This is a genomic window from Echinicola strongylocentroti (genome assembly GCF_003260975.1).
GTDB lineage: Bacteria > Bacteroidota > Bacteroidia > Cytophagales > Cyclobacteriaceae > Echinicola > Echinicola strongylocentroti.
The window spans coordinates 853,657-877,958 of the sequence record NZ_CP030041.1; the positions used below are offsets into that span (position 1 = coordinate 853,657).

General features: G+C 43.3%; 14 protein-coding genes, 1 pseudogene and 1 CRISPR repeat array. Of the genes and pseudogenes, 13 read left to right on the forward strand and 2 right to left on the reverse strand.

Annotation, left to right across the window (positions count from 1 at the left end):
- Positions 1-78: 78 nt before the first annotated feature.
- The 8 genes from DN752_RS03230 to DN752_RS03265 all read left to right on the forward strand — a co-directional run bounded on the left by DN752_RS03230 (position 79) and on the right by DN752_RS03265 (position 13,221).
- Positions 79-1,341: a hypothetical protein gene (locus tag DN752_RS03230; RefSeq protein WP_112782647.1), complete on the forward strand. Its 1,263-nt coding sequence runs from the start codon at positions 79-81 to the stop codon at positions 1,339-1,341.
- A 73-nt stretch (positions 1,342-1,414) separates the two neighbouring features.
- Entirely contained in the window at positions 1,415-2,461 is a 1,047-nt protein-coding gene (locus DN752_RS03235) for a sensor histidine kinase (RefSeq protein WP_112782648.1), read from the forward strand.
- Positions 2,462-2,480: 19 nt separating this feature from the next.
- Positions 2,481-3,251, forward strand: coding sequence for a LytR/AlgR family response regulator transcription factor (locus DN752_RS03240; protein WP_112782649.1), 771 nt, complete (start codon positions 2,481-2,483; stop codon positions 3,249-3,251).
- Positions 3,252-4,197: 946 nt separating this feature from the next.
- The gene (locus DN752_RS03245) at positions 4,198-5,913 is read left to right on the forward strand and encodes a polysaccharide lyase (RefSeq protein WP_112782650.1); all 1,716 of its coding nucleotides are present in this window, start codon (positions 4,198-4,200) and stop codon (positions 5,911-5,913) included.
- A 977-nt stretch (positions 5,914-6,890) separates the two neighbouring features.
- Positions 6,891-7,625, forward strand: coding sequence for a hypothetical protein (locus DN752_RS03250; protein WP_112782651.1), 735 nt, complete (start codon positions 6,891-6,893; stop codon positions 7,623-7,625).
- Between the two features lie 3 nt (positions 7,626-7,628).
- Complete coding sequence (locus DN752_RS03255) at positions 7,629-10,394, forward strand: TonB-dependent receptor (protein WP_112782652.1); 2,766 nt, start codon at positions 7,629-7,631, stop codon at positions 10,392-10,394.
- A gap of 6 nt (positions 10,395-10,400) precedes the next feature.
- Positions 10,401-11,570: a DUF4249 domain-containing protein gene (locus tag DN752_RS03260; protein WP_112782653.1), complete on the forward strand. Its 1,170-nt coding sequence runs from the start codon at positions 10,401-10,403 to the stop codon at positions 11,568-11,570.
- Positions 11,571-11,577: 7 nt separating this feature from the next.
- Entirely contained in the window at positions 11,578-13,221 is a 1,644-nt protein-coding gene (locus tag DN752_RS03265) for a hypothetical protein (protein WP_162633087.1), read from the forward strand.
- A gap of 360 nt (positions 13,222-13,581) precedes the next feature.
- Here the strand turns inward: DN752_RS03265 and ggt are convergent, their stop codons facing one another.
- Positions 13,582-15,330, reverse strand: coding sequence for a gamma-glutamyltransferase (gene ggt / locus DN752_RS03270; protein ID WP_112782655.1), 1,749 nt, complete (start codon positions 15,328-15,330; stop codon positions 13,582-13,584).
- A gap of 440 nt (positions 15,331-15,770) precedes the next feature.
- Here ggt and cas9 (DN752_RS03275) point away from each other — a divergent pair, with 440 nt between their 5' ends.
- From cas9 (DN752_RS03275) to cas2, 4 genes are read left to right on the forward strand one after another with little or no spacing between them, the layout of a single operon-like run.
- Positions 15,771-17,207, forward strand: coding sequence for a type II CRISPR RNA-guided endonuclease Cas9 (gene cas9 / locus DN752_RS03275; protein ID WP_112782656.1), 1,437 nt, complete (start codon positions 15,771-15,773; stop codon positions 17,205-17,207).
- A gap of 45 nt (positions 17,208-17,252) precedes the next feature.
- Positions 17,253-19,973 carry a type II CRISPR RNA-guided endonuclease Cas9 gene (cas9, locus tag DN752_RS03280; protein WP_394337171.1) on the forward strand — a complete coding sequence of 907 codons (2,721 nt, stop codon included), beginning with the start codon at positions 17,253-17,255 and terminating at the stop codon, positions 19,971-19,973.
- A gap of 54 nt (positions 19,974-20,027) precedes the next feature.
- Complete coding sequence (cas1, locus tag DN752_RS03285; protein WP_112782658.1) at positions 20,028-20,921, forward strand: type II CRISPR-associated endonuclease Cas1; 894 nt, start codon at positions 20,028-20,030, stop codon at positions 20,919-20,921.
- Positions 20,914-21,261 carry a CRISPR-associated endonuclease Cas2 gene (cas2, locus tag DN752_RS03290; protein ID WP_112782659.1) on the forward strand — a complete coding sequence of 116 codons (348 nt, stop codon included), beginning with the start codon at positions 20,914-20,916 and terminating at the stop codon, positions 21,259-21,261. The genes cas1 and cas2 overlap by 8 nt, the downstream gene beginning before the upstream one ends.
- A 224-nt stretch (positions 21,262-21,485) precedes the next feature.
- A CRISPR array of direct repeats spans positions 21,486-23,050; the repeat unit is 46 nt; unit sequence GCTGTGATTACCATTGCAAGGTATAATTCTGAAAGCAATTCACAAC.
- A gap of 166 nt (positions 23,051-23,216) precedes the next feature.
- On the opposite strand, the pseudogene DN752_RS25285 reads toward cas2, so the two are convergent.
- Positions 23,217-23,333: pseudogene (locus DN752_RS25285) on the reverse strand (gamma-glutamyltransferase); the annotation flags it as partial.
- Between the two features lie 340 nt (positions 23,334-23,673).
- On the opposite strand from DN752_RS25285, the gene DN752_RS03300 reads away from it, so the two are divergent.
- The gene (locus DN752_RS03300) at positions 23,674-24,300 is read left to right on the forward strand and encodes a hypothetical protein (RefSeq protein WP_162633088.1); all 627 of its coding nucleotides are present in this window, start codon (positions 23,674-23,676) and stop codon (positions 24,298-24,300) included.
- Positions 24,301-24,302 lie beyond the last annotated feature (2 nt).

Sequence of the window (24,302 nt, forward strand, 5' to 3'; positions counted from 1 at the left end):
GCCCTTGTCCCTTTTAGCAGATTCCGAATTGGCCGTAGTGATATTTTTTTCCTTATTTCATACATTCGTTAATCCAAAATGTACATCCACTTGATCCATATTCGGTCTTTTTTACTATGTATCGCTTCTTTATTCCTCAGTGCCCAGCTTTCGGCGCAACAGGAAGCTTTTATCTATGGGGAAGTAGAACTCCGGGATGAAACGAAACTGGAAGGAAAAATCACTTGGAGTGCTGGCCAAAGTCTATGGGTAGATCTCTTGGTAGCAGAAAAAAAGGACAATAACATCCTCGACCATCTTGCCAAAGACGACATCATACACCTTAGTGAAGGCAAGAAAAAGACAGAATGGGGCTTTATGGCTTTATGGAAAAACCAGTACCCCTCTCGTAAACTTACTTTCCGAACTCAGTTTGGCAACTTGCTGGAAATTATGGTCACTGGTGACAGTGACGCCACCATAGTACTCAAAAACCATGAAAACATCCGTATTTTTATAAATGGAGACAAAGAATATGCCCGGCAATTGGGTGAAACCATTACCGTGCAACTCAGCGACGGAGAGAAAAAAAAGCTCCCATGGAAGGCCATAGAACGCATTCGTTTCAGCAATACGCCCACTGACCTGGCCAATTTCAAAAGTCTGCCTCTCTATGGGCACATTACTACTCGAATGGGCTATGCCTATCAAGGTCTGATCAAGTGGGACTTGGAGGAGCACCTGTCTGACCAGTATTTGGACGGTACGACCATCGATGACCGTAGGGCGCGCTACCACTTTTATGAAGTGAAATCCATTCGCCCCAAAAACAAGGGTTCCCTCATCCAGCTTCAATCCAACAAGGAAATATACCTCCACGAATTGACCAATGTGACCAATGAGAATGCAGGCATTCAAGTACGCAACCCCCATTGGGGACAGATAGCCCTGCAATGGGGGGACTTTAAAACGGCTGAGTTTACGCCCTATTCCGAGATAGCAGGGTTCGGCTACAACGACTTTGGGGCTCCCTCTGCCCTTCAGGGCACCGTCGTTCTCAAAGATGATCGGCACATTTCCGGTTCTATTTACTATGATCTCGACGAACACTGGAATATCGAAACACTGGACGGATGGGCCCAAGGTGGTGGTTTACGCCAAATCCCTTTCAGCCTCATTAAGACCCTATACCCTGTCAGTGAAACCCACACAGCCGTCATCTTAATGGATGGAGAAAAAATCATCCTCGGAGAAAGGAGTGACGTGGATCAAACCAACTGGGGGACGATGATAAAGGCTCCAAATGGTCAATTCACCTATATCCCTTGGCAAAAACTGCAAAGTATAACCTTTGAACACTAAATGAACATTTGGTACTTTTCCGATGCAAAGACTTAAATTGCACCATATAGCGCTAAAACCTTCTTCAACCTGAATGGATATCAAGGAGTATTTCAACCAAAAAAAATGGCTAATTTTGATCGCCGCCGCCACTACCATACCCGTATTGGTACTCTTTACTGTTGGTGAGAATAATTATGCCGCTGCCCTGTTATGGATCATTGCTGTACTGGGACTCTTGGTTTGGGGAAATATCCAAGTCCATCAATTGTTGGAAAAATGGCATCCTTGGGGGCGACTACCGCTACGTCGCTTTTTGATCCAGTTTTTGATCAGCGGCCTCTATTCCTTGGCCTGTATCAACCTTTGCTATTATCTCCTCAAAACACTTTTTATCGGATTACCTCCTGATGCGGAGCAAATGCTCCTTTTGAACATCTATGGTTTGTTGTTTTACATCCCAGTAATGTCCATCAATTTTGGCGTTTATTTTATGCAGCGTTGGAAAAAGGCTGCACTCCGATCCGAACAGCTACAGGCCGAAAACCTCAAAAGCCGCTTAGAATCCTTAAAAGTACACGTGGATCCGCACTTCCTCTTCAACAACCTAAATGTGCTGTCTTCTTTGATCGACATCGACACAGAAGATGCGCACCGTTTTTTGAACAAATTTGCTGAAGTGTATCGCTATGTCCTCCAACATCGGGATGAAGAACTGGTAGAACTGGATACGGAGATCGAATTTATCCACTCCTACATCTATCTTTTTCAAAAACGGCTCAACAGGCAGTTGAAAATCACCATCGATTACCCCCCTTCCAGCACCATTTTCCACATCCCCACCTTGGCGGTGCAAATGCTGTTGGAAAACGCCATCAAACACAATATCGCCACGGTATCAAAGCCCTTGACCATTTTGATATTTATGGAAGATGCACGGTACATCGTGGTCCAAAACACCTACCAACCCAAAAACCAGCAATACTCCTCATTGCCCAAAACCGGCTTGGACAACATCATGAAAAGACTCGCCTATTTCTCCGATGAAGAAATGGTCATCGAGCAGACCACAGATAAGTTTACCGTTAAACTGCCACTATTGGTGGTCGATTCTAAAAGGAAAGACATACAGCACAACTGACAAGGAAAAAAAGACCATTATGAAGGTACTGATCGTAGAAGACGAAATCTTGGCTGCCGAAAAGCTGAGCAACATGCTCAAAAAATACGACAGCTCTATCCAAATCCTGGACAACCTCACTGCAGTGGAAGAAACCGTCAAATGGCTTCAGCAGCACCCTGCTCCTGACTTGATCATGATGGACATCCAGATAGATGATGGTGTCTGCTTCGAGATTTTCCAACAAGTGGAAGTCAGCAGCCCAGTGATCTTTACCACTGCTTATGATCAGTACGCCATCAAGGCCTTTCAGGTCCACAGTATCGATTACCTCCTAAAACCATTTTCTTTTGAAAAACTGGAAAAAAGCTTGGAGAAACTAAAAAAGATCACCTCACCAACAGCCCCACCTTCTTCTTCGATAATCAATGTAGACGAACTTCTTCAGGCCCTCCAGCAGAAGGACCTCTCCTACAAGTCACGCTTTTTGGTAAAAGCAGGGACCAAAATCCGATCCATCAAAACCGAGGACATCGCCTACATCTACACTGACAGAAAGCTTAACCTCCTCGTGACCAACGAAGGTGACCGTTACCCGCTTGACCAATCCCTGGACGAGCTCACCCAAGTACTCGATCCCGAAACGTTCTTCAGGGCCAACAGACAGCTTATCCTTCAAATCGATTCCGTTTCGGCCATCCACCCCTATTTCAAAGGCCGCGTAAAGCTAGACCTCACCCCTCCGCTGGACGCCGAAATCATCATCAGCAGCGAAAAGACCCCTGACTTCAAAGCCTGGCTGGACAGGTAGTCGTTTTGTGAGTCTTGAGTCCTGAGTCCTGAGACTTGAGACTTGAGACAAATGGCGATTGTATTGGGTATTGGGCAACACGGTTGTGCCGGGTCTCTGCCCCTGCACTCGCAAACATTGAGTCGCTGACTCAATTAGGCTGTTTCTAGTTCCCGTCCTCATTGTTTCGAAGGCCTAGTCAAAACTCGTGAGAGGAAGGACCTGTAACCTTGCTGGACAGGCAGTGTTTTTTGAGTCTTGAGTCTTGAGTCTTGAGTCTTGAGTCCTGAGACTTGAGACAAATGGCGATTGTATTGGGTATTGGGCAATACGGTTGTGCTGGGTCTCTGCCCCTGCACTCGCAAACATTGAGTCTCTGACTCAATTAGGCTGTTTCTAGTTCCCGTCCTCACTGTTTCGAAGGCCTAGTCAAAACTCGTGAGAGGAAGGACCTGTAACCTTGCTGGACAGGCAGTGTTTTTTGAGTCTTGGGTCTTGAGACTTGAGACTTGAGACAAATGGCGATTGTATTTGGTATTGGGCAATACGGTTGTGCCGGGTCTCTGCCCCTGCACTCGCAAACATTGAGTCTCTGACTCAATTAGGCAACTTATTTAACCCGGTTTATGCATTAGGAATCGTGATGAGGTTTGAAACTGCAAGAAAATCAGGCTGTTTGGAGATTGAGGCATAGCACCGCTATGGTGAAATCGAAAACAGCAGCGAAGCGACTGATTTTGAAGTAGGTTCATACCGCAATAGATAGGCTAATGCATATTCCGGGTTTAAGCATAAAACGATCAATGGCTCCAACGCAGAAATATCCCAATTCGAGGCGAGATTTTCCCTTTTGAAAGACGATTGGTTATTGGCTTCTTTTAATTAAAGTAAGTTAGCATTACTAAAACAGGCAAAAAGATCATCTTCCTATTGCCAAATTATAAAGAAAACAATAAACCAAATTGCAATGCTAAAGAACCGAATCAGCTTTTTATGCTTGGTGATCACCCTTGTATCTTTTTCGAGAGTGCTTGCCCAGTATCCGGACGTTTCTTCAAAGGACAGGGCAAAAGCGGACTCCATCAAGTCTGCCGCATTAGCGCACTCTGATGAGGCCTGGGAAAAAGCGCGAATAGCCGTTTATCGTGAAGAAATGCAAGGTAAGCCTTATATTCCATGGGCAGCACGCCCCACAGACCTACCACAAGCAACCATCCCAGCATTCCCTGGGGCTGAAGGAGGTGGAATGTACAGTTTTGGTGGCCGAGGAGGCCAAGTCATCACCGTCACTAGCTTGGAAGACCATGGCCCCGGCACCCTCCGGGAGGCTTGTGAAACCGGTGGTGCCAGGATCATCGTGTTTAATGTGGCGGGTATCATCAAACTGGAAACACCCTTGATCATCAGGGCACCCTATGTGACCATCGCCGGCCAAACTGCACCCGGCGACGGGGTTTGTGTGGCGGGTGAAACGGTCTGGGTGGACACCCATGATGTGGTGATCAGGCACATGAGGTTTCGCAGAGGTGAAACCTTCGTGGGCAGAAGGGACGATGCCATCGGCGGCAATCCCGTCGGAAACATCATGATCGACCACGTTTCTGCCAGCTGGGGACTGGATGAAAACATGTCCATCTATCGTCACATGTACGATCCCGGAGGAGGCTACAAAACAGAAAAACTTCCCACTGTCAACATCACGATCCAAAACAGCATCTTCTCCGAAGACCTCGACACCTATAACCACTCCCTTGGCAGCACCTTGGGTGGCGAAAACTGCTCTTTTATGAGAAACCTATGGGCCAGCAATGCCGGCAGGAATCCTTCCATTGGCTGGAATGGCATCTTCAATTTCGTCAATAACATAGTCTTCAACTGGTCCCATAGAACCACTGACGGTGGAGACTACAAGGCCAAATACAACATCATCAACAACTATTACAAACCAGGGCCTGTGACAGACCTCAGCAAAACAATAAGCTACCGAATTCTCAAGCCAGAAGCTGGCAGGAGTGACTTGGACTCCGTGGTTTTCGGAAGGGCTTATGTGGAAGGTAATATTGTGGAAGGCAATGAAAAAGTCACTGCCGACAACTGGAATGGTGGCGTACAGATGGAAGGAAAAGATGGCCAACTAATGACCTATCAGGAAGCAACGCATTACTTCTCTAGAATGAAATCAGACAAGCCTTTTCCTATGCCTCACCTGACTATTATGCCTACAGAAAAGGCCGTGGAATATGTCATGGAAAATGTCGGCGCTACATTTCCTAAGCGAGACCCAGTAGACCAACGAATCATCAGAACCGTCAAAACCGGTAAGCCTGAATATGTGGAAGGCCTTGATCCTGAATCCTTTTATCAGTTTGAGCACAGAAGGCTTCCGAACGATGCCTATAAGAAGGGAATTATCACCGATATCAGTCAAGTAGGTGGCTATCCTGAGTACAATGGCAGCCCCTACCAGGACACGGACAAAGACGGTATGCCCGACGAGTGGGAAAATAAATATGGCTTAGACCCTAATGACCCCTCCGATGCCCATGACGATCTCAATGGGGATGGCTATACCAATATCGAAAAATACATCAACGGAATTGACCCTAAACTAACCGTTGATTGGACCAATCTGTCAAACAACGAAGATACCTTGGCCAAAAATGGACTTTCAGTGGATAAATAAAGGTTAATAAATTCGACAAGTCCAAAGGAGCCCGGCAATGCCGGGTTCTTTGCATTTCAGCCCGTCTTATCCGCTAGTTTAGTAGCTCCTCTTGCTCACTACAAACCATCACGGCTATTTTATGCATTAGCCTATCTGTTGCGACCTTAAACTGCTTCAAAATCAGCCGTTTCACTTTAGTTTTCGGCATAACCGTAGCGGTGCTACGCTAATGCCTCCAAACTAACTGATTTTCTTGCAATTTCAGCTCTCACTACGATTCCTAATGCATAATCCGGGTTTAACCAGCATCCAATGCCGTAGGTATTGGGCACGGGCAAAGAATGCTAATATGCATTACCTAATCCAGGGAAATCGCTTTTAAACTATTAGTAAAGAGATGTCAGCCTGAGCGGAGTCGAAGGCTAGACGTTGGACCTCGACTCTATCTGGAGGATAGACCATAGCCGTCAGGCTAACGCACGTAAGCTGCTGAAAATCTATATCCTTATTGATGTTTGTGCTCTTCACAAATGGCCTAGGGGGATTATAAATCCCTATTATTCCGGTTCGGGATTCCAAATCCCGAACAGCTAAATGGCTGTTACCAAGCTTTCAGGCCTACGGCATGAGGCCCTTGAGCTATGGTAAAAGTTTGGTGATACTCCGTGCCAAACTCCCCATCAAATCACCGAACAGGTGCTTTTGAGTTAAAAACTCAATACTAATGGTTCCGCAGCATAGCTGTCGGAGCATCGGTCACTTCCACTGTAGTGATTTTTTCTATCCGCCTATACGGAAAAATACACAACTACTTAAGAAACAGTCATTTATAAACCTATTTCAATTTCAATGGTTAACATTCACTAATTACTTATTACCGAAAGATTATCACCAAATACTGATTATCAAACACCTGCTACCAACCACTTATCACTGAATTAAAACAATTACCAAACTCTTTTTCATTTTAAGAAGCGAATTATCTAATTTGCCATATGATCAACTATTTTTACCTAGGAACTACGGCATTGTTTTTTCTTTTTATTTGTTTTTCAGGCCATGCTCAAGATGTGCCTACTGAAAATCCATTGCTGCTCCAAGCCTACAAAAGTAAAATCCCCCATCCACAGGAAACATCCACCGGAGGACAGTATGAAGTGGGAAGTTTATTTTATGTCGATGGAACACCCTTTTTGGTTTCTTCGGAATTTGGGGCGGGGCAAGTCACCATCAATGGCGAGCGATTTGACCAAGTCCTGCTTAATTTTGACGTGGTCAGGGATCAGCTGATCACCTATCATCCACGGCACTACCAGCAGCTTATTTTGGATCACCGGAAGGTACAGGCCTTTCAGCTCAAAGGTGACAGGAAATTTATCCAGGTCAAGGAAAACCCAGGGTACCCTTGGCACTACAACGGATACTATGAAGTGCTTTGGGATGACGGGATCACCATCTTATCAAAACATTATAAAGAAGAAGAGATCAAAAAAGACCCTATCTCATCAAACAAGTCTTTTGAATTTGAAATCCATGAAGATTTCTTCGTAAAGACACCCCAAGGCTATCATCGCATCAAACGTAAAAAGGACATCGAGGAAGCCATGGGGATTCCAAAAAAACAGGTAAAAAAACTCATGCGTAGTGAGGGATTACGCTTCAAAAAACAACTGAGAGAAGTCCTGATAGCGCTCGGCGCCTTTTATTCCTCTCAAACTTCCAATAACTAGCCTATGCGAAACCATCTACTACGGTTAATTTTGTGCGGTATGTTGGCCTTGGTGACCCAACATACCTTTGGCCAAGATCAAGGTAAAGAGACCATTTCCGGGCTATTCCCTGGTGTCCGTTTCTCTCAGTTTGTTAGTGCTGTAGAAAGCAAGACCAGTTACCGCTTCTTTTACAAAGACGAAGATGTGGACAGTCTATCCATAAATGTAAGTGCCAAAGACAATGAACTGGAAGATGTCTTGGACCTGATTTTTGAGCAGACGGCTCTCCGTTACACCATTGACGGCCAACAGCGTGTATTTATACACACAGAAGAAAAATTCCCTACTTCTTTGGCAAGTGGTTATTTTGAGAGGGACATACCTGGGGACAGCATGCAGGACATGCAAGATGAGCGGTACCTCGACAGGGCCTATACGTCAAATAAGCTCTGGACCATTGGCCATGAAGATGAAGCAAGCCGTCAGGGGACTGCCACGCTGAGAGGCAAGGTCATCAGCCTTAAAAACGGCGAACCCATCATTGGAGCGGTTTTGTTTGAAAAACAGAACTATACCCGGGCGGTAACGGATGAAAAGGGGCAATTTAGCATCACCTTGCCAAAGGGACGACACACCATCCACATCCAGCACTTGGGCCAATTTCAAGAACAACGGCAGGTAGAACTTCTGGGAGATGGCAGCTTGCTTATGCAAATCGACGAGAGCATCGTTTCCTTGGACGAAATCATTGTAAGCTCTGATCGCCTGTCCAATATCAACCGCACTGAAATGGGCGTAGAGACCATGTCCATAGCGTCCATGAAAAGACTCCCTTCTGTCATGGGGGAAGTGGATGTCATCAAGAGCATCCTTACACTTCCTGGTGTCAAGACCGTCGGTGAATCCAGTGTAGGCTTTAATGTCCGAGGGGGTGCGGCGGACCAAAACCTGATTTTGCTCAACGATGCCACCATATATAACCCATCCCATCTCTTTGGGTTCTTTTCTTCGTTTAATGGGGACATGGTCGATGAAGTAGCTCTTCATAAAGCCGGCATGCCTGCCCAATATGGCGATAGGTTATCATCAGTGCTGGACGTAAAGGGCAAATATGGTAATCGTGAAAAATTTCACGGACAAGGAGGCATCGGCCTATTGACCAGCAGGTTGACATTTGATGGACCCATCGGTGATAAAACGACCTTCTTGGTAAGTGGCCGGGCTACCTACAGCGATTGGCTTCTGGACTTGGTCAACGAAAAATCCGACCTCAATGCTGCAGGCGCTTCCTTCTATGACCTTAATCTCAATCTCAAGCATTATTTTGACGATCAAAATGAGCTGAGCTTTTCCTCTTACTGGAGCCAAGACGACTTCAATTTTGTGGAAGACACTGTATTCAATTATAGTAATCGAAATGCTAACCTCAAGTGGAAGCATTATTTCAACGACCGGTTGGAAAGTGAGTTCATTGTGGGAGTAGATCAGTATAAATTTGGCATTGAAGGATATGAGAATGAGCTGAATGCCTATAGATTTGATTTTGATATCGAGCAGTATAATCTCAAAGCACGCTTTACGTATGATTATAATGACCAACACTCCCTGTATTTTGGCATGGAAAACATCTATTACAAGATGAATCCCGGCAACAAACAACCGCTCACCGGTCAGTCCATTATACTCCCCGAAACGGTGAATGAGGAACGTGCCATGGAAACCGCCTTTTATCTTGGAGACCGATTTGAAATCAACGATAAGCTGACTACAGACATTGGTGTCAGGTACGTATTTTACCATTTCTTAGGACCCAACCAACTGTACACCTATGCGGATGGTCTGGCCAAAAGTGAATCGACGATCACCGGGGAAGAAACCTATGATAACAACGAAGTTATTTCTTCTTATTCCGCCCCTGAAATCCGGATTTCGGGCAGGTACATCATTGATAATTTCACCTCTATCAAGGCAGGATACCACACCACCCGCCAGTATATCCACCTTCTTTCCAACACGTCCTCTGCCACTCCTACTGATACCTGGAAGCTCAGCGACCCCTATATCAGGCCTCAGCAGGGAAACCAGTTTTCACTCGGGTTCTACAAGGACTTGATTTGGAAAGAGGACAAAATCGAGGCTTCAGTGGAGGTTTACTACCGGGGGCTCAAAAACCTCATTGATTATAGAAGTGGTGCAGAACTACTGCTCAACAACGACATCGAGCAAGATGTCCTCAACACAGATGGAAGAGCTTATGGGGTAGAATTCCAAGTAAAAAAATCCATGGGCAAGCTGAATGGTTGGCTGAGCTATACCTATTCGAAGTCGGAATTACAGACTTCGTCTGATGAACTTGCCGAAAAAATCAATGGCGGCAGTTGGTATCCCAGCAATTTTGACCAACCACATGCGGTTATGTTGGCGGTGAATTATGAGCTTTCCAAACGTGCCAATGTATCATTAAACACGAATTACAGCACGGGCCGGCCCATCACGCTGCCTGTGGCCAAATTCTATTATAATGGTGCCGAACAAGTGTATTTCTCAGACAGGAATGCCTATAGGATTCCTGATTACTTCAGGATAGACCTGGCCATGAACTTAGAAGGCAGCCACAAAGTCAATAAGCCTGCCCATGCTTCTTGGTCTTTGGGAGTGTATAATCTACTGGGGAGAAGCAACCCCTATTCGGTGTACTTCACACCTGTCAACGGCACCCTCAGAGGCTATCAGCTGTCCATTTATGCCCAGCCTATTCCTTACATTACTTACAACTTCAAATTCTGACCGGACATGAAGCCAAAGCCTATCTTATATTCATTGATCATTAACTGCCTTTTCTTCCTAGGCTGCAGGGAGCCGTACGATCCCGAGATCAACACCGAAGACATTGGTATTTTGGTCGTGGAAGGCCATATCGAAACCAATGGCATCCCTACCAAGGTCAACCTCAGCACCACAGGATCACTTAACGATTACCTGAGTCCATTCCTCGCCGTCTCCCATGCGCAGGTATCCATCGAAAGCCAGTCGGGAGATACTTACCCTCTTCCGCACATTGAAGCGGGCACCTATTCGGCTACCTACTCCCTCTCCAACGACGACCAATACCGCCTGAACATCGAAGTGCCCGGACAAGGGGTTTACCAAAGTGAATGGCTGACGCCTCTTATTAGCCCCGCCATCGAGGATGTAGGCATCAAAAGGAAAGGAGAAGATCGGTCAGATGCGGAGGTTTACATCTCCACCCACGGCAATGAGGAAGTAAGGTTTTTTACTTGGGAATATGAAGAGACATGGATTTTCAATCCCGAATTGATCACTTACCTTAAATTTGATCAAGCACTAGATTCTGTGGTTTACCGCGACCTTAGCACGGAGCGGATTGATCGGTGCTGGCGGACAGAACTTTCCAATACCATAAATGTAGCTTCTTCGGCAGAGTTTCAGGATGAGTATATCTATGAAAAAGTCATTCAGACGGTGCCTTTTGGCTCCGAAAAGTTCACCCAACAATACTCTATTATCGTGCATCAAAGGGCAATTACCCAAGAAGCTTTTACCTTTTACGAAACATTGGATAAAAACACCAATGACATGGGAGATATTTTCAGCCCGCTTCCGTCTAACCTCAACACCAATATTCACTACCAAGGAACTGGTAACCAAAAAGCCATTGGGATGGTCACCGCAGGTGCATCTACCTCCAAAAGGATCTTCCTCGACAGGCTGGATATTGGGTATTGGGTCGTGTCCAATCCCTTTTATGCCGGCTGTGCCCTGACCAATGACACCATTAGTGTAGCCGAAGCTCCTGCGAGATTCTCCAGTGCTGGCCTTGTCCCTGTCCAAGTCGTCGAAAACCCTTTGGGAGGGATACTTGGCTACCGTGCAGGAAGCCGAAGATGTACGGACTGTACCTTAAGAGGCACTAATCTTCAACCTGACTATTGGGAAAAATAATTTGATCATGAGAGCAATTCCATTGATTTTCTTCTGGATGATTACATTTGGGAGCTTTGCACAAGCGGACCTCAACACCAGCGGACTTCCAAAAGAAAACGTCTACCTACATAGTGCCAAGAACTTTGCCGTGGTGGGTGAAGCTATTCCTCTGTCCATCACCATCACGATGGATCAGCAGGCCACCGTATCCCAGTTTGCTTATGCTGACCTCATCAGCCGTCATGGCAAACGCTATGGAGGTGCGGTGATCCCCTTGGAAGAGGGAAAGGCTTCTGCCTACCTGACCATTCCCCAAAACACTCCCTCCGATCACTACCTCCTTAGGATCTATTCGCGCTATGCTGCCTCTCTCAAAGATGAAGCACAGTACCATCAGGAATTGATCACCGTAGTCAACCCCAACATCCCTCCTTCCCAACCTTCCCCGCAAACCAAAAATGACACCCAATGGGAGACCCCTAGTGCTGCCAATGAAATGATGACCATTGCCCCCAACGATCCGCAGATAGGCCCAGGAGACCCATCAAGCATCAACCTAAAAGCAAGTCCCCATAGTAAGCTAACGCTATCCATCAGTCGAAAAAACCCTTTCCTCGACAAAGCTAAGTGGATCAAACCTGCACCTTCCCAAAAGGAACCAAGCCTCGCCCATCTACTGCCGGAACTTCGAGGACATCTCATCAAAGGCACATTGACAGAGGCCTCACCAGACACGACAAAGCTTTACTTCCTCTCTGCCCACGGCAAACAGTCTGCCTTGTATTTAGGCACTGCCAATCCAAAGGGAGAGATCTATTTTGACCTTGGAGCGCTAAAGAACTATGATTTTTTATTGCTACAGTCTGACACCGATTCTGTCCCATTCAGTCTCAACTTGGACTTGCCCTTTGCGCCACCTTCCAGCGCAGCATACTTGGATCTTCCTCCCTTGGACATTTCTGTCGCTCAAAAGGGCATGTTAGATGATATGGTATTGGGAGCCAGTACTACGGGCTATTTTCGTAAACCCACACAAAAAAACCTGCAGCCGATCGTGACAGGATACGCACCTGATCGAGGGTATAATCTGGATGACTACAATCGTTTTGAAGACCTGGCCACGACCTTAAAAGAATACATACCTACAGTGCTGGTACGTAAAAAAGCGGGCAAATATCACTTTAAACTGACCAATGTTCCCGAAAACTCCGTATTTGAAGGCAATCCCTTGATGCTGGTAGATGGAATGCCGGTTTTTGAAAGCGACCAATTGGCCCATTTTAGCCCTGATAAATTCAAAAGAGCAGAAATCATCAACCGGCAATTTTACATTTTAAGCCATGCCTTTGACGGGATCCTAAGTCTCATCTCATACGATAACGATTTCGGAGGATATCCTATTCCAGACAGGGCTTTGTACTTGGAGTATCCCCCCATCCAACAACCTGTAAACTGGAAATTTGATGCTGGCAAGCAAAATGATCATTCCCCCGATTTTAGAAGTATCCTGCTCTGGCAAGAGGAAGTGCAGCTGGATGAAAACGGTAAGGCTACCATTCCCTTTACCGCTTCCCAGCTACCGGGAACCTATGAAATAAAAGTCAGCCAAATCACTCCTGATGGTCGACAGATTTGGGCAACGAAGGAATTGGAAGTGTCTGATCAGTGAACAAGGGGGGATTTAGTATCTGGTATGTAGTATTTAGTATTTGGTATTTGGTATATGGTATATGGTATTTCTTGTAGTGGGGTTTTACGGTAACCTCAGTGACTGCCTCCAGCTACCTGCATCTTCTACCTTCAAACATTAAAACCTCCAACCTTAAACCCGGAATATGCATTAGCCTATCTACGCCACGGCGCACAGGTGTTGCGACCTTAAACTGCTTCAAAATCAGCCGTTTCACTTTAGTTTTCGGCATAACCGTAGCGGTGCTACGCTAATGCCTCCAAACTAACTGATTTTCTTGCAATTTCAGCTCTCACTACGATTCCTAACGTATAATCCGGGTTAAACCCTTTCCAACGATCAAAAACCTGCTGCCCAGTCATCGCCTCGTGGGTCACTGGCTCCTTCCAGCTTGCCATCTTGGCCTACCAATATGGCGTCCACTCGGCCTATACTTCCTCTTTCCTTGATTTGGTGGCCCATGGCTTCCAGTGCCTTTTGTGTAGAAGGATCAAGGGCGTCTCTTTCGGGAAAAATAAAATTGGGCTTCCACTGGTGGTGAACCCGGCCAGATGATACTGCATCGGTCATGTTCATCTCGTGATCCAATACGTTCAGGACTACCTGGTATACGGAAGTGATGATCGTACTTCCCCCCGGTGTGCCCACTACCATTTTCAGTTGACCGTCCTTTTCCACGATGGTCGGTGTCATGGCACTGAGCATGCGTTTTTCGGGTTGGATGGCATTGGCTTTGCCGCCCAATAGCCCGTACACATTGGGAACGCCAGGCTTGCTGCTGAAATCATCCATTTCATTGTTCATCAAAAATCCCGCCCCGGATACGAACACCTTGGAGCCATAGCCTGAGTTGATGGTGGTCGTAACAGACACGGCATGACCGCTAGCATCTACGATAGAGTAATGGGTCGTTTCCTCACTTTCTTGATGGTCTAGCTCCATGGCAAGGACCTTCTCACTGTCCGTAGCCATAGCTGGGTCGATCTGGGCTACACGTTCGGCAATGTATGCTTCATCCAGCAGTTCCTCTTTTGGCACATCCCAAAAATCAGCATCCCCCAAGTGTTTTGCCCGATCGGCATAGACCCGTCGCTCCATCTCTATCATCAGGTGAATCGTCTCTGGCGTATGGAAACCCAACTCACCGATGGGAAAGTGCTCCGACATTTTCAACAATTGCATCAACGCAATGCCTCCACTGCTCGGTGGCCCCATGCTGTAAATGGTCGCTTCCCTGTATTTACCAGTGACAGGCTCCCGCCACTTCGCTTCGTATTTGGCCATATCTTCCAGTTGGATAATGCCATTGCCCGCTTGCATCTCCGCAACCAATAGCTCTGCCGTCTTGCCTTTATAAAACCCGTCCCGTCCTTCTTTCTGGATACGTTTGATCGTAGCAGCCAGGTCTTTTTGGACCAAAAGCTCACCTTCCTGCCATTCCCCGTCGAGTTTTACCAAAGGAATCGTCGTACTGTCACGATTGTGTTCGATAAACCTTTTTCGATTTCTGTTGTAATTATTGGCCTGCTTTGCCGTAATGGGAAACCCGCTACGGGCAAGTTTATAGGCTGGCTGCAACAATGCTTTCAGCGGTAAGGAGCCGTATCTCGCATGCGCAGTGAGCATACCGTCCACTGATCCGGGTACACCCGAAGCCATAGGGCCTGCCAAGCTCAACCCATCGATGATATCACCATTTTCGTCTTGGTACATTTCCTCGTAAGCGGCCATCGGTGCCTTCTCGCGAAAGTCAAGTGACACCACTTCGCCGCCCGGCTGGCGGTACATCATAAATCCGCCGCCGCCCAAGTTACCCGCAGCAGGATAGACCACGGCCAGTGCAAAATGAACGGCCACCATCGCATCAATGGCATTTCCACCTTTCTCCAACACCTCCACTCCCACTCTTGTGGCCTCCGGATGGGCAGACACCACCATGGCCTTGTCTCCATGGACGGTTTTGCCTTCCAGGTATTCCTTTTGGCTTATTTTGGCACAACCAGAAATGTATGCCAAGGCAATAAATAGGGCGATGAATCGAATGGAAATTTGCTTGCCAGAAAGCCGCTGTATCAATGTGAATTTCATAATGGGATATGCAATAATATTATTAAATGAATGCAACTTACTAATTAAGTCAATCAATGGGTATCCTACCTCCGCACAAAGTACAAAATATCTGATTTTTTAGGAATTATGTATTACCACTGGTCAAAGAATAGATAAAAATAGGGATCAACCCCTATTATTAGTCAAAAAATACTCCGTTTTGGGTATTTTTTAATAAAACCAAAACCATTATTTTGAGGGTGAATAAAAAGAAAAGACTATAACTTCACAAAAAATGCAAATCAAACATACATTATCCAGCCGTTCCCTTCATTCTATTTTTCGTCAATTTTCTTATCAGATACTATCAAAACTCAATAAAAAAATCCCACGGAGTACGCAGGATTGAGAATTTCTTCGGCTTATAGCCTTGTTGTGAATTGTCTTTCAGTCGGTAAATATAGAAAAAATTAAAGGAAATGAATAAAATTTTAGGAATTGATTTAGGAACAAACTCTATTGGGCTTACCTTAAGAGAAGATGATATTTTCTCTTGGTATGGAGTATATACTTTTAAAAAAGGGGTTGGTGAAGGAAAATCTGGAGAATTTTCATTTGCTGCCGAGCGAACCAAACATCGTTCTTCTCGAAGATTGTACAATGCCCGTAGGTATCGAAAATGGGAAACCTTAAAAGTTTTGATTGAAAATGGATATTGTCCGCTAGATATTGAAAACCTCAATAAATGGATAAATTACGAAAAAGGAATTGGCCGTATTTTCCCAATAGATGATATAACTTTTCAGCAATGGATTAAATTGGATTTTGACCGAGACGGTAAACCTGACTTTACCAGCCCTTATCAATTGAGAAGATTCCTGATTCGAGAAAAATTGGACTTGTCAGTTTCCGAAAATCGACACAAAATAGGCAGGGCACTTTATCACATTGCCCAAAGACGCGGTTTTAAAAGCAGTAGAAAGCAAGGTGCAAACGAAAAAACAGCTGTTTATAAAGGAAGCAATGAAACTAAAACAATTGGGAGAAATGAATATGAAAATTTGATTATTGAAAACGGTAGTTTGGGTGCCGCATTTGCATATTTGGAAGACAACGGTGTTCGGGTAAGAAACAGATATACATTAAGGTCTGATTATAGAAATGAAGTGGAAAAAATATTAGACTTTCAAGAAATCGAGGATAATAATTTTAGAGACAAATTGCTCCTTGAAACTTCAAATGGTTCAATCTTTTATCAACGCCCACTACGTTCTCAAAAAGGGCTAATTGGGAAGTGCACGCTTGAATCCCGTTATATCGAAAAGAAAGGTGAAAAGGTATTGGTTGGTAAACCAAGATGTCCAATAAGTCATCCAAAGTTTGAAGAGTACCGAGCTTGGTCGTTTATCAATAATATTAAATACCGAACAAATAAAGATGCTCGCTTTGAACCCATTCCATTAGAGTTGAAAAAAAAATTGTTCCATGAAAAGTTTTTCTTCAAAAGCAAAAGAGAGTTTGATTTCAGTGAAATAAGAAAATCAATAAACTCCGATGGTAGAAGTAATTGGGAATTGAATTATAGCCATAAAATGGATAAGGTGTCTGTTTCAAGTTGTTTCGTTTCCGCCAGATTAAAATCCGTTTTTGGAGACGATTGGCTAAACTTTAAAAAATCAGTTGTCAGAAAGAATAAGAAAGGAGAAAGTAAAACAAAAACCTATACGATAGATGAAATTTGGCACATTCTATTTTCGTTTGAAGATGAAGATTACTTTGATGAGTTTTTAGTTGACGTACTCGAATTGGAAGAAAATAAAATCAAAGAATTAAAAATGCTTTTCAATAATTTCCCTGTGGGTTATGCTAACTTAAGTTTAAAAGCCATTAATAACATTCTGCCATTTTTACGGTAAGGATTAATTTATTCTGAAGCAGTTATTTTAGCAAAAATCCCAGAGATCCTTGGCAAGAAAGTTTTTGAAACGGAAAAAGAAGTTATTATTAAAGCAATTAAAGATGAGATTGTAGCAAACAGGCATCAAAAGAAAATCATTACGATCTCCAACAATCTTATTTTCAAATACTATGCGTTAGATTACCAAGATAGGTTTGCAGTAGGAAACACATTTTATAAGTTAGTTGGATCTGATGTAAACGATATTGAAACAGCAGCAAAAGAGCATTTTGGAGATAAAACTTGGTTGAAATTAGACGAAGATTATAAGCAACAAATTTTAAATGAAGTAACCGAAAAGTATCAAGAATTCTTTGCTTCTTCAAAAAGAGAGCATTTTAAGCCCCCACACTTGGTCAATCAAATAAAACAGTTTTTGGATGATAATTTTGATGTGGGAGAAAAACTTCTTAATAAAATTTATCACCCATCCCAAATTGATATTTACCCCCAAAAAGAAGGGCAACAATTTCTATTAAGCCCAAAAACGGCTGCTTTCAAAAACCCAATGGCATACAAAACGCTCTATAAATTACGAGATGTTATCAATCATCTAATAGAAATTGGAAAAATTGATGAAGATACACGTATAGTTGTCGAAATCGCACGAGAGGGGAAAAACAGCCTAGAATATAATAATGTGCGTTGGGCAATTGACACCTATCAACGAAAGCGTGAAAGTGAAAATCGAGAATTTGCAATTGCCATTTCTGAAATGATAAAAGACCCTGATTTCACAGGTGTTGCAAATCCTGAAAGTTCAAAAGATACGAATAAATTTAGATTGTGGTCAGAGCAATTAGAAAATTATGAGGAAGTTGTAAAGTCAGTAAACGCTTCAAAAGATGATGTGCAAAAATATAGACTTTGGAAAGAACAAGGCTGTATATGTATGTACACAGGCAAAATAATTAAACTAACAGATTTGTTCAATACTAACAAAGTTGACTTTGAGCATACCATTCCAAGAAGCAAATCTTTCGATAATTCTCTGGCCAATTTAACACTTTGCTATGCAGACTACAACCGAAGCATTAAAAACAACCGAATGCCGACGGAATTGCCAAATTACGAAGTTGAATCACACGGTTATTCTGCCATAAAACCACGACTAGAATCTTGGCATAAGAAAGTAGATGATTTATTTAATCAAATCGATTTTTGGAAGTCAAAATCGAAAAAAGCAATGGATAAAGACGAAAAGGATTACGCCATTCGCCAACGTCATTTACGACAAATGAATTATGATTATTGGAAAAATAAATTAGATAGATTTACCCGAACTGAAGTACCACAGGGTTTTGTAAATAGCCAATTAGTAGATACACAAATTATCACCAAATATGCTTCCCATTATTTAAAAACAGTATTCAATAAGGTAGATGTAATAAAAGGAAGTCAAACTGCCCAATTCAGGAAAATCTATAGCGTTCAGCCTAAGGAGGAAGCCAAAGATAGAGGGAAACACTATCATCATGCTATTGATGCTGCAGTTTTGACTTTAATTCCTTCTGCCAAAAAGCGAGAAGAGGTTTTGAAGCGGGCTTATGAGTTTGAAGAAGAAAACAGAGGAAGACGATACCATGAGAAACCTTTTTCAGGTTTCAATTATTCAATGATTGAAGAAATTCAACAAAACATTCTCATTAACAACCTTGCCGATAGAGACCAAACGTTAACCGCTGGAATAAAAAAAGTAAGAAAACGAGGGAAAATTGTTTGGCTAAAAGATAAAGACGGTCAATTCTTGAGAGATGAAAAAGGAAACAAAATTCCTAAAGTAGCACAAGGCGATTCCATACGAAGTGAGTTACATCAGCAAACATATTATGGGAAGATAAAAATTGCTAGTAAAGATGACAACGGACGCTTATATAGAGATGATGAAGGTAATATCATTTACAACCAAGTTGATGGAAAGGATGAAATAAAAATGGTCATAAGAGTCAATGTTAGTGAAAGTAAATTTAACCCAGACAATATCGTTGATTCTACACTTAAAGAACATATAAAAAATCAAATTAAGATTAAGAAAAAAGCTACTGAATTAGTAGATTTTCAAGGGAATAAAATTAGAAGAGTTAGATGTTGGGTGAAATCTGGAAGAGGTTATATGAATCCACATAACGTAACAGTAGTAAAAGAACAAGTATATAAATCGGCAAAAGACTATAAGAATTTTATTTATGCAGATTCTGGCGATAATTATATGTTTGGTTTGTATGAAAATGATAAAGGAAGAGAGATTGTTTCTATTAATACTTATGAAGCAGCTAGACACATTGAGAAGATAGGCATACCTGACACCAAAAAAGAATTGTTTAGGCAGAAAGCTCCTATTGTTGTAAAGAAAAAAGAAGCAAAATTGATACATATTTTTGAAGTCGGTCAAAAAGTGATTTTTTATAATACATTAGATGAACTGAAAGACATAGAGAATGATATTTCAGAGATTTCTAAAAGACTCTATTTTGTTAAAAGACTACATCAAGCATCTGTTGGGAATATGCTCTTTCAACATCACTTAGAAGCAAGAAGTGATGATGAATTAACAAAAGCTTTTCCCAAAGAAAAATTTAAATCAGCAGGAAAAGATGGGTTTTCAAAATATCAGGAAGACTTTATTGCTCCAAGAATATTGTTTAAACCAATAAAGCCAAACTTTATCATTGAAGGCAAAGACTTTGAAATGAATTTGGATGGTCAAATAAACTTTAAATTTTAACTAAAAAACCTGTCAATTCTATTAGACCTGACAGATTTGTCAAACCACTCTCAAATGATCAAACGCACGCTCTTCTTCGGCAATCCTGCCTACCTCAGTACCAAAAATGAGCAGCTGGTCGTTAGCTTTCCCGATGACCAGCCTGAGAAAACGGTGCCCATTGAAGACATTGGCATGGTGGTGCTGGAACATCCCCAGCTCACCATCACCAATGGCCTGATGGGAAAATTGGTCAATAATAAAGTAGCGATCGTCTCCTGCAACGGCCAGCACCTTCCCGATGGCATCCTCCTCCCTATGCACGGGCATACCGAGCAAACCGAACGGATCCGCCACCAGCTCGATGCCAGCCAACCGCTCAAAAAGAACCTTTGGCAGCAGACCGTCACGGCCAAGATCAAAAACCAAGCGGCACTGCTGGCCGATCGGGAGATACCAGTCCAGCGGCTAAATCACCTGTCCAAGTCAGTCCAGTCCGGTGATACAGGAAACAATGAAGCCCAAGCAGCAGCCTATTATTGGCAGCACATCTTTGATCTCCCGGATTTTAACCGTGAACAGAAAGGCATACCGCCAAACAATCTCCTGAACTATGGCTATGCCATCCTTCGGGCAATCATTGCAAGGGCCTTGGTCAGCAGTGGGCTGATGCCCCAAGTGGGCATCTGGCACCGCAACAAATACAACGCCTATTGCTTGGCAGATGATATCATGGAGCCGTATCGGCCCTTTGTGGATATGGTAGTGAGACATATTGTCGAAACGGAAGATACGTACGAGGAACTGAACATCCACTTGAAGAAGGAATTGCTTTCCATTCCTGCACTGGACGTTCGGATAGATGGGCAGAAGAGCCCATTGATGGTAGCAGCCAGCAGGACGACCAATTCGCTATTTGAGTGTTTTGCCGGCATCAGTAGAAAGATCATTTATCCCGAATATGGATGAACACTTTTATTCCAGACTTAACCAATACAGGAGTTTGTGGGTGCTAGTATTCTTTGACCTGCCCACCGATACCAAAAAAGATCGGAAAATCGCCAGTGGCTTCCGAAAGAAGCTGCTGGACGACGGGTTTTCCATGTTCCAGTTTTCGATCTACATGCGCTTCTGCGCCAGTCGCGAAAATGCAGATGTCCACATTAAACGAATCAAGAAAAACCTGCCGCCCAAGGGCAAGGTCGGCATTATGACGATTACGGATAAGCAATTTGGCATGATGGAAATGTTTTACGGAAACAAAGTGGCCGAAAAAGAAACACCTTCCCAGCAGTTGGAGCTTTTTTAGATTTACGCCAAAATACAGTACATCGAAAAAAGTGACATACAACAACAAACTGTTCTGACAAGTACGTAAGGCACAACAGCATGGAATTCAGTAATAAAGAGGGAAAGAAACCTGCGATTATAATTCTAGCTACCTAAACAAAATTGACCTCCAAAGGTGGCCTTATTTTTCAATCCTAAAAAACCATATAAACAACAGCATACCAGCCACTTGACGTGGGGTATGCTGTGATTACCATTGCAAGGTATAATTCTGAAAGCAATTCACAACCGTGATGAAGCGAAGGAGCATCTTCGTATTGCTGTGATTACCATTGCAAGGTATAATTCTGAAAGCAATTCACAACTGAGTCATCAAATGTGAAGGAGGTAATTCAGCTGTGATTACCATTGCAAGGTATAATTCTGAAAGCAATTCACAACTCTGTAATTGATTTGGTCCTACTCTCTTTGGCTGTGATTACCATTGCAAGGTATAATTCTGAAAGCAATTCACAACCTTATTAGTACTAGGCTGTTCATTGGCATAGCTGTGATTACCATTGCAAGGTATAATTCTGAAAGCAATTCACAACTCATATAGCTTGCTATTCCTAACTTCAGGCGCTGTGATTACCATTGCAAGGTATAATTCTGAAAGCAATTCACAACGAATTTAGCTTTGATAAACGGGAAATGACGGCTGTGATTACCATTGCAAGGTATAATTCTGAAAGCAATTCACAACGGTGTGCAGGAGCATTGGTGAGAGCTTGTGGCTGTGATTACCATTGCAAGGTATAATTCTGAAAGCAATTCACAACCTTGGATTTTCATTTCCTGCTCATCTGTCAGCTGTGATTACCATTGCAAGGTATAATTCTGAAAGCAATTCACAACCGATCACGAAGGAATGGAAAAGCTGACTGAGCTGTGATTACCATTGCAAGGTATAATTCTGAAAGCAATTCACAACCGTCCATTTTATAGACCTTAGGATTGAATAGCTGTGATTACCATTGCAAGGTATAATTCTGAAAGCAATTCACAACCATCGTGATAGAAATACTTGTATTCGGGATGCTGTGATTACCATTGCAAGGTATAATTCTGAAAGCAATTCACAACTAAGCTGTTTGCCATGAGGATGGCAGAGCTGCTGTGATTACCATTGCAAGGTATAATTCTGAAAGCAATTCACAACATGCCCAGAATTGGAGATCAACCCCTTATGGCTGTGATTACCATTGCAAGGTATAATTCTGAAAGCAATTCACAACCATAAGCTGTTGCTTCCTGAATATCGTTCCGCTGTGATTACCATTGCAAGGTATAATTCTGAAAGCAATTCACAACCACTGATCATGGGAGCCGCCGCACTATTGAGCTGTGATTACCATTGCAAGGTATAATTCTGAAAGCAATTCACAACACGGGGGTTTGTCCGAAACTAAAAACATTTGCTGTGATTACCATTGCAAGGTATAATTCTGAAAGCAATTCACAACCCTGGGAAATTGGAGGGTACTTTGTTTGGGGCTGTGATTACCATTGCAAGGTATAATTCTGAAAGCAATTCACAACCAACTTATTAAGCCTGAACCAATGCAAGAAGCTGTGATTACCATTGCAAGGTATAATTCTGAAAGCAATTCACAACTTGTATCGACCTTCCGGTATGCAGCTAATGCTGTGATTACCATTGCAAGGTATAATTCTGAAAGCAATTCACAACTTACTTGGGTAATGGGGTTGCTTACCAGTCGCTGTGATTACCATTGCAAGGTATAATTCTGAAAGCAATTCACAACTAACAGGACGGCAGAAGTAGAGACTGTACCGCTGTGATTACCATTGCAAGGTATAATTATTCGTGAACTTTGGTTTTTTAATGGTTCTCATGAATGCTAACGCATTTCTGAAAGCAATTCACAAAGAACCGTCCCCTGAGCGGAGCCGAAGGGAACGGTGATTATCAGGATAGACCACGGCCAGTGCAAAATGAACGGCCACCATCGCATCAATGGCATTTCCACCTTTCTCCAACACCTCCACTCCCACTCTAGTGGCCTCTGGATGGGCAGACACCACCATGGCCTTGTCACCATGGACGGTTTTGCCTTCCAGGTATTCCTTTTGGCTTATTTTGGCACAACCAGAAATATAGGTGATCGCTAAAAACAAGGCAATCACTCGAATACTAAGTCGCTTTCCAGCCAATGGCCGCATCAATGTCATTTTTATAAAGCGAGATTGGTATTAAATGTTAGTCTTCTGTTAGTATAAAGTCAACCATTGCCCTGCTTACCTCTGCACCACGTCCAAAATATCCGTTTTTTTTTGAATTTCTGGTTTCCGTGGGTAAATTTCTAAAATTTTTCATTCCAATTTGATCATATTATCCGTTTTTTACGAAACAACTACTCCTTCAACAATGAAAACTATTTGTACCCTTCTCTTCTTCCTGTCCCTCTCAATGGCCGTAGCTGCCCAAGAAAAGCCTAAAAAGGGATTTATAAGCGTTGGCATAGGGCCCAGCATCAGCCTTTCCAGTTCCCAATCTTATATTTCTAATGGCCAAAACACTCCTCCTCCTCAATACTTTACCCCAGGAACCTTAGGAGCCAATGTAACCTTATTGGAAGCCGGGTATGTATTCCCCTCCAAAATTGGTATAACGCTCAAATGGTCGGGGACTGCCTTTATAAAAACGAAAGAGACTGAATTGAGCAATGGAAATATCGAAACCTTAAATGCCGAAAAAGGGGTGGGTTCAATTGCCATCGGCCCAATGTACAGCTTTGCACTTACGCCATCGCTTAATTTGGATATAAAAGCCAGAATAGGGCGAATGTACCTTTCAAAAGAAACATCAAAGAGCTATTCTGACGGTTCAAACTCATCCTCCAGTAGTAAAGGAATAGGTCTTGGGGGAGAGTTTGGTGTGGGCATAAGAAAGCACTTCGCCCGTAAATGGTCGTGGATGACTGGCATCGATCTTCAAGGCGCCAGAAATGGAATACAATTAAACACCTCGTTTGGCATAGGTTTCAGGTACTGACT

Excerpts from the sequence above, each read along its gene's own strand:
- DN752_RS03250 (WP_112782651.1), top strand. The coding sequence starts at position 6,891 with ATGATCAACTATTTTTACCTAGGAACTACGGCATTGTTTTTTCTTTTT.
- DN752_RS03260 (WP_112782653.1), top strand. The coding sequence starts at position 10,401 with ATGAAGCCAAAGCCTATCTTATATTCATTGATCATTAACTGCCTTTTC.
- DN752_RS03235 (WP_112782648.1), top strand. The coding sequence starts at position 1,415 with ATGGATATCAAGGAGTATTTCAACCAAAAAAAATGGCTAATTTTGATC.
- DN752_RS03245 (WP_112782650.1), top strand. The coding sequence starts at position 4,198 with ATGCTAAAGAACCGAATCAGCTTTTTATGCTTGGTGATCACCCTTGTA.
- DN752_RS03300 (WP_162633088.1), top strand. The coding sequence starts at position 23,674 with ATGAAAACTATTTGTACCCTTCTCTTCTTCCTGTCCCTCTCAATGGCC.
- DN752_RS03230 (WP_112782647.1), top strand. The coding sequence starts at position 79 with ATGTACATCCACTTGATCCATATTCGGTCTTTTTTACTATGTATCGCT.
- cas9 (WP_112782656.1), top strand. The coding sequence starts at position 15,771 with ATGAATAAAATTTTAGGAATTGATTTAGGAACAAACTCTATTGGGCTT.
- cas1 (WP_112782658.1), top strand. The coding sequence starts at position 20,028 with ATGATCAAACGCACGCTCTTCTTCGGCAATCCTGCCTACCTCAGTACC.
- DN752_RS03240 (WP_112782649.1), top strand. The coding sequence starts at position 2,481 with ATGAAGGTACTGATCGTAGAAGACGAAATCTTGGCTGCCGAAAAGCTG.
- DN752_RS03255 (WP_112782652.1), top strand. The coding sequence starts at position 7,629 with ATGCGAAACCATCTACTACGGTTAATTTTGTGCGGTATGTTGGCCTTG.
- cas2 (WP_112782659.1), top strand. The coding sequence starts at position 20,914 with ATGGATGAACACTTTTATTCCAGACTTAACCAATACAGGAGTTTGTGG.
- DN752_RS03265 (WP_162633087.1), top strand. The coding sequence starts at position 11,578 with ATGAGAGCAATTCCATTGATTTTCTTCTGGATGATTACATTTGGGAGC.
- ggt (WP_112782655.1), bottom strand. The coding sequence starts at position 15,330 with ATGAAATTCACATTGATACAGCGGCTTTCTGGCAAGCAAATTTCCATT.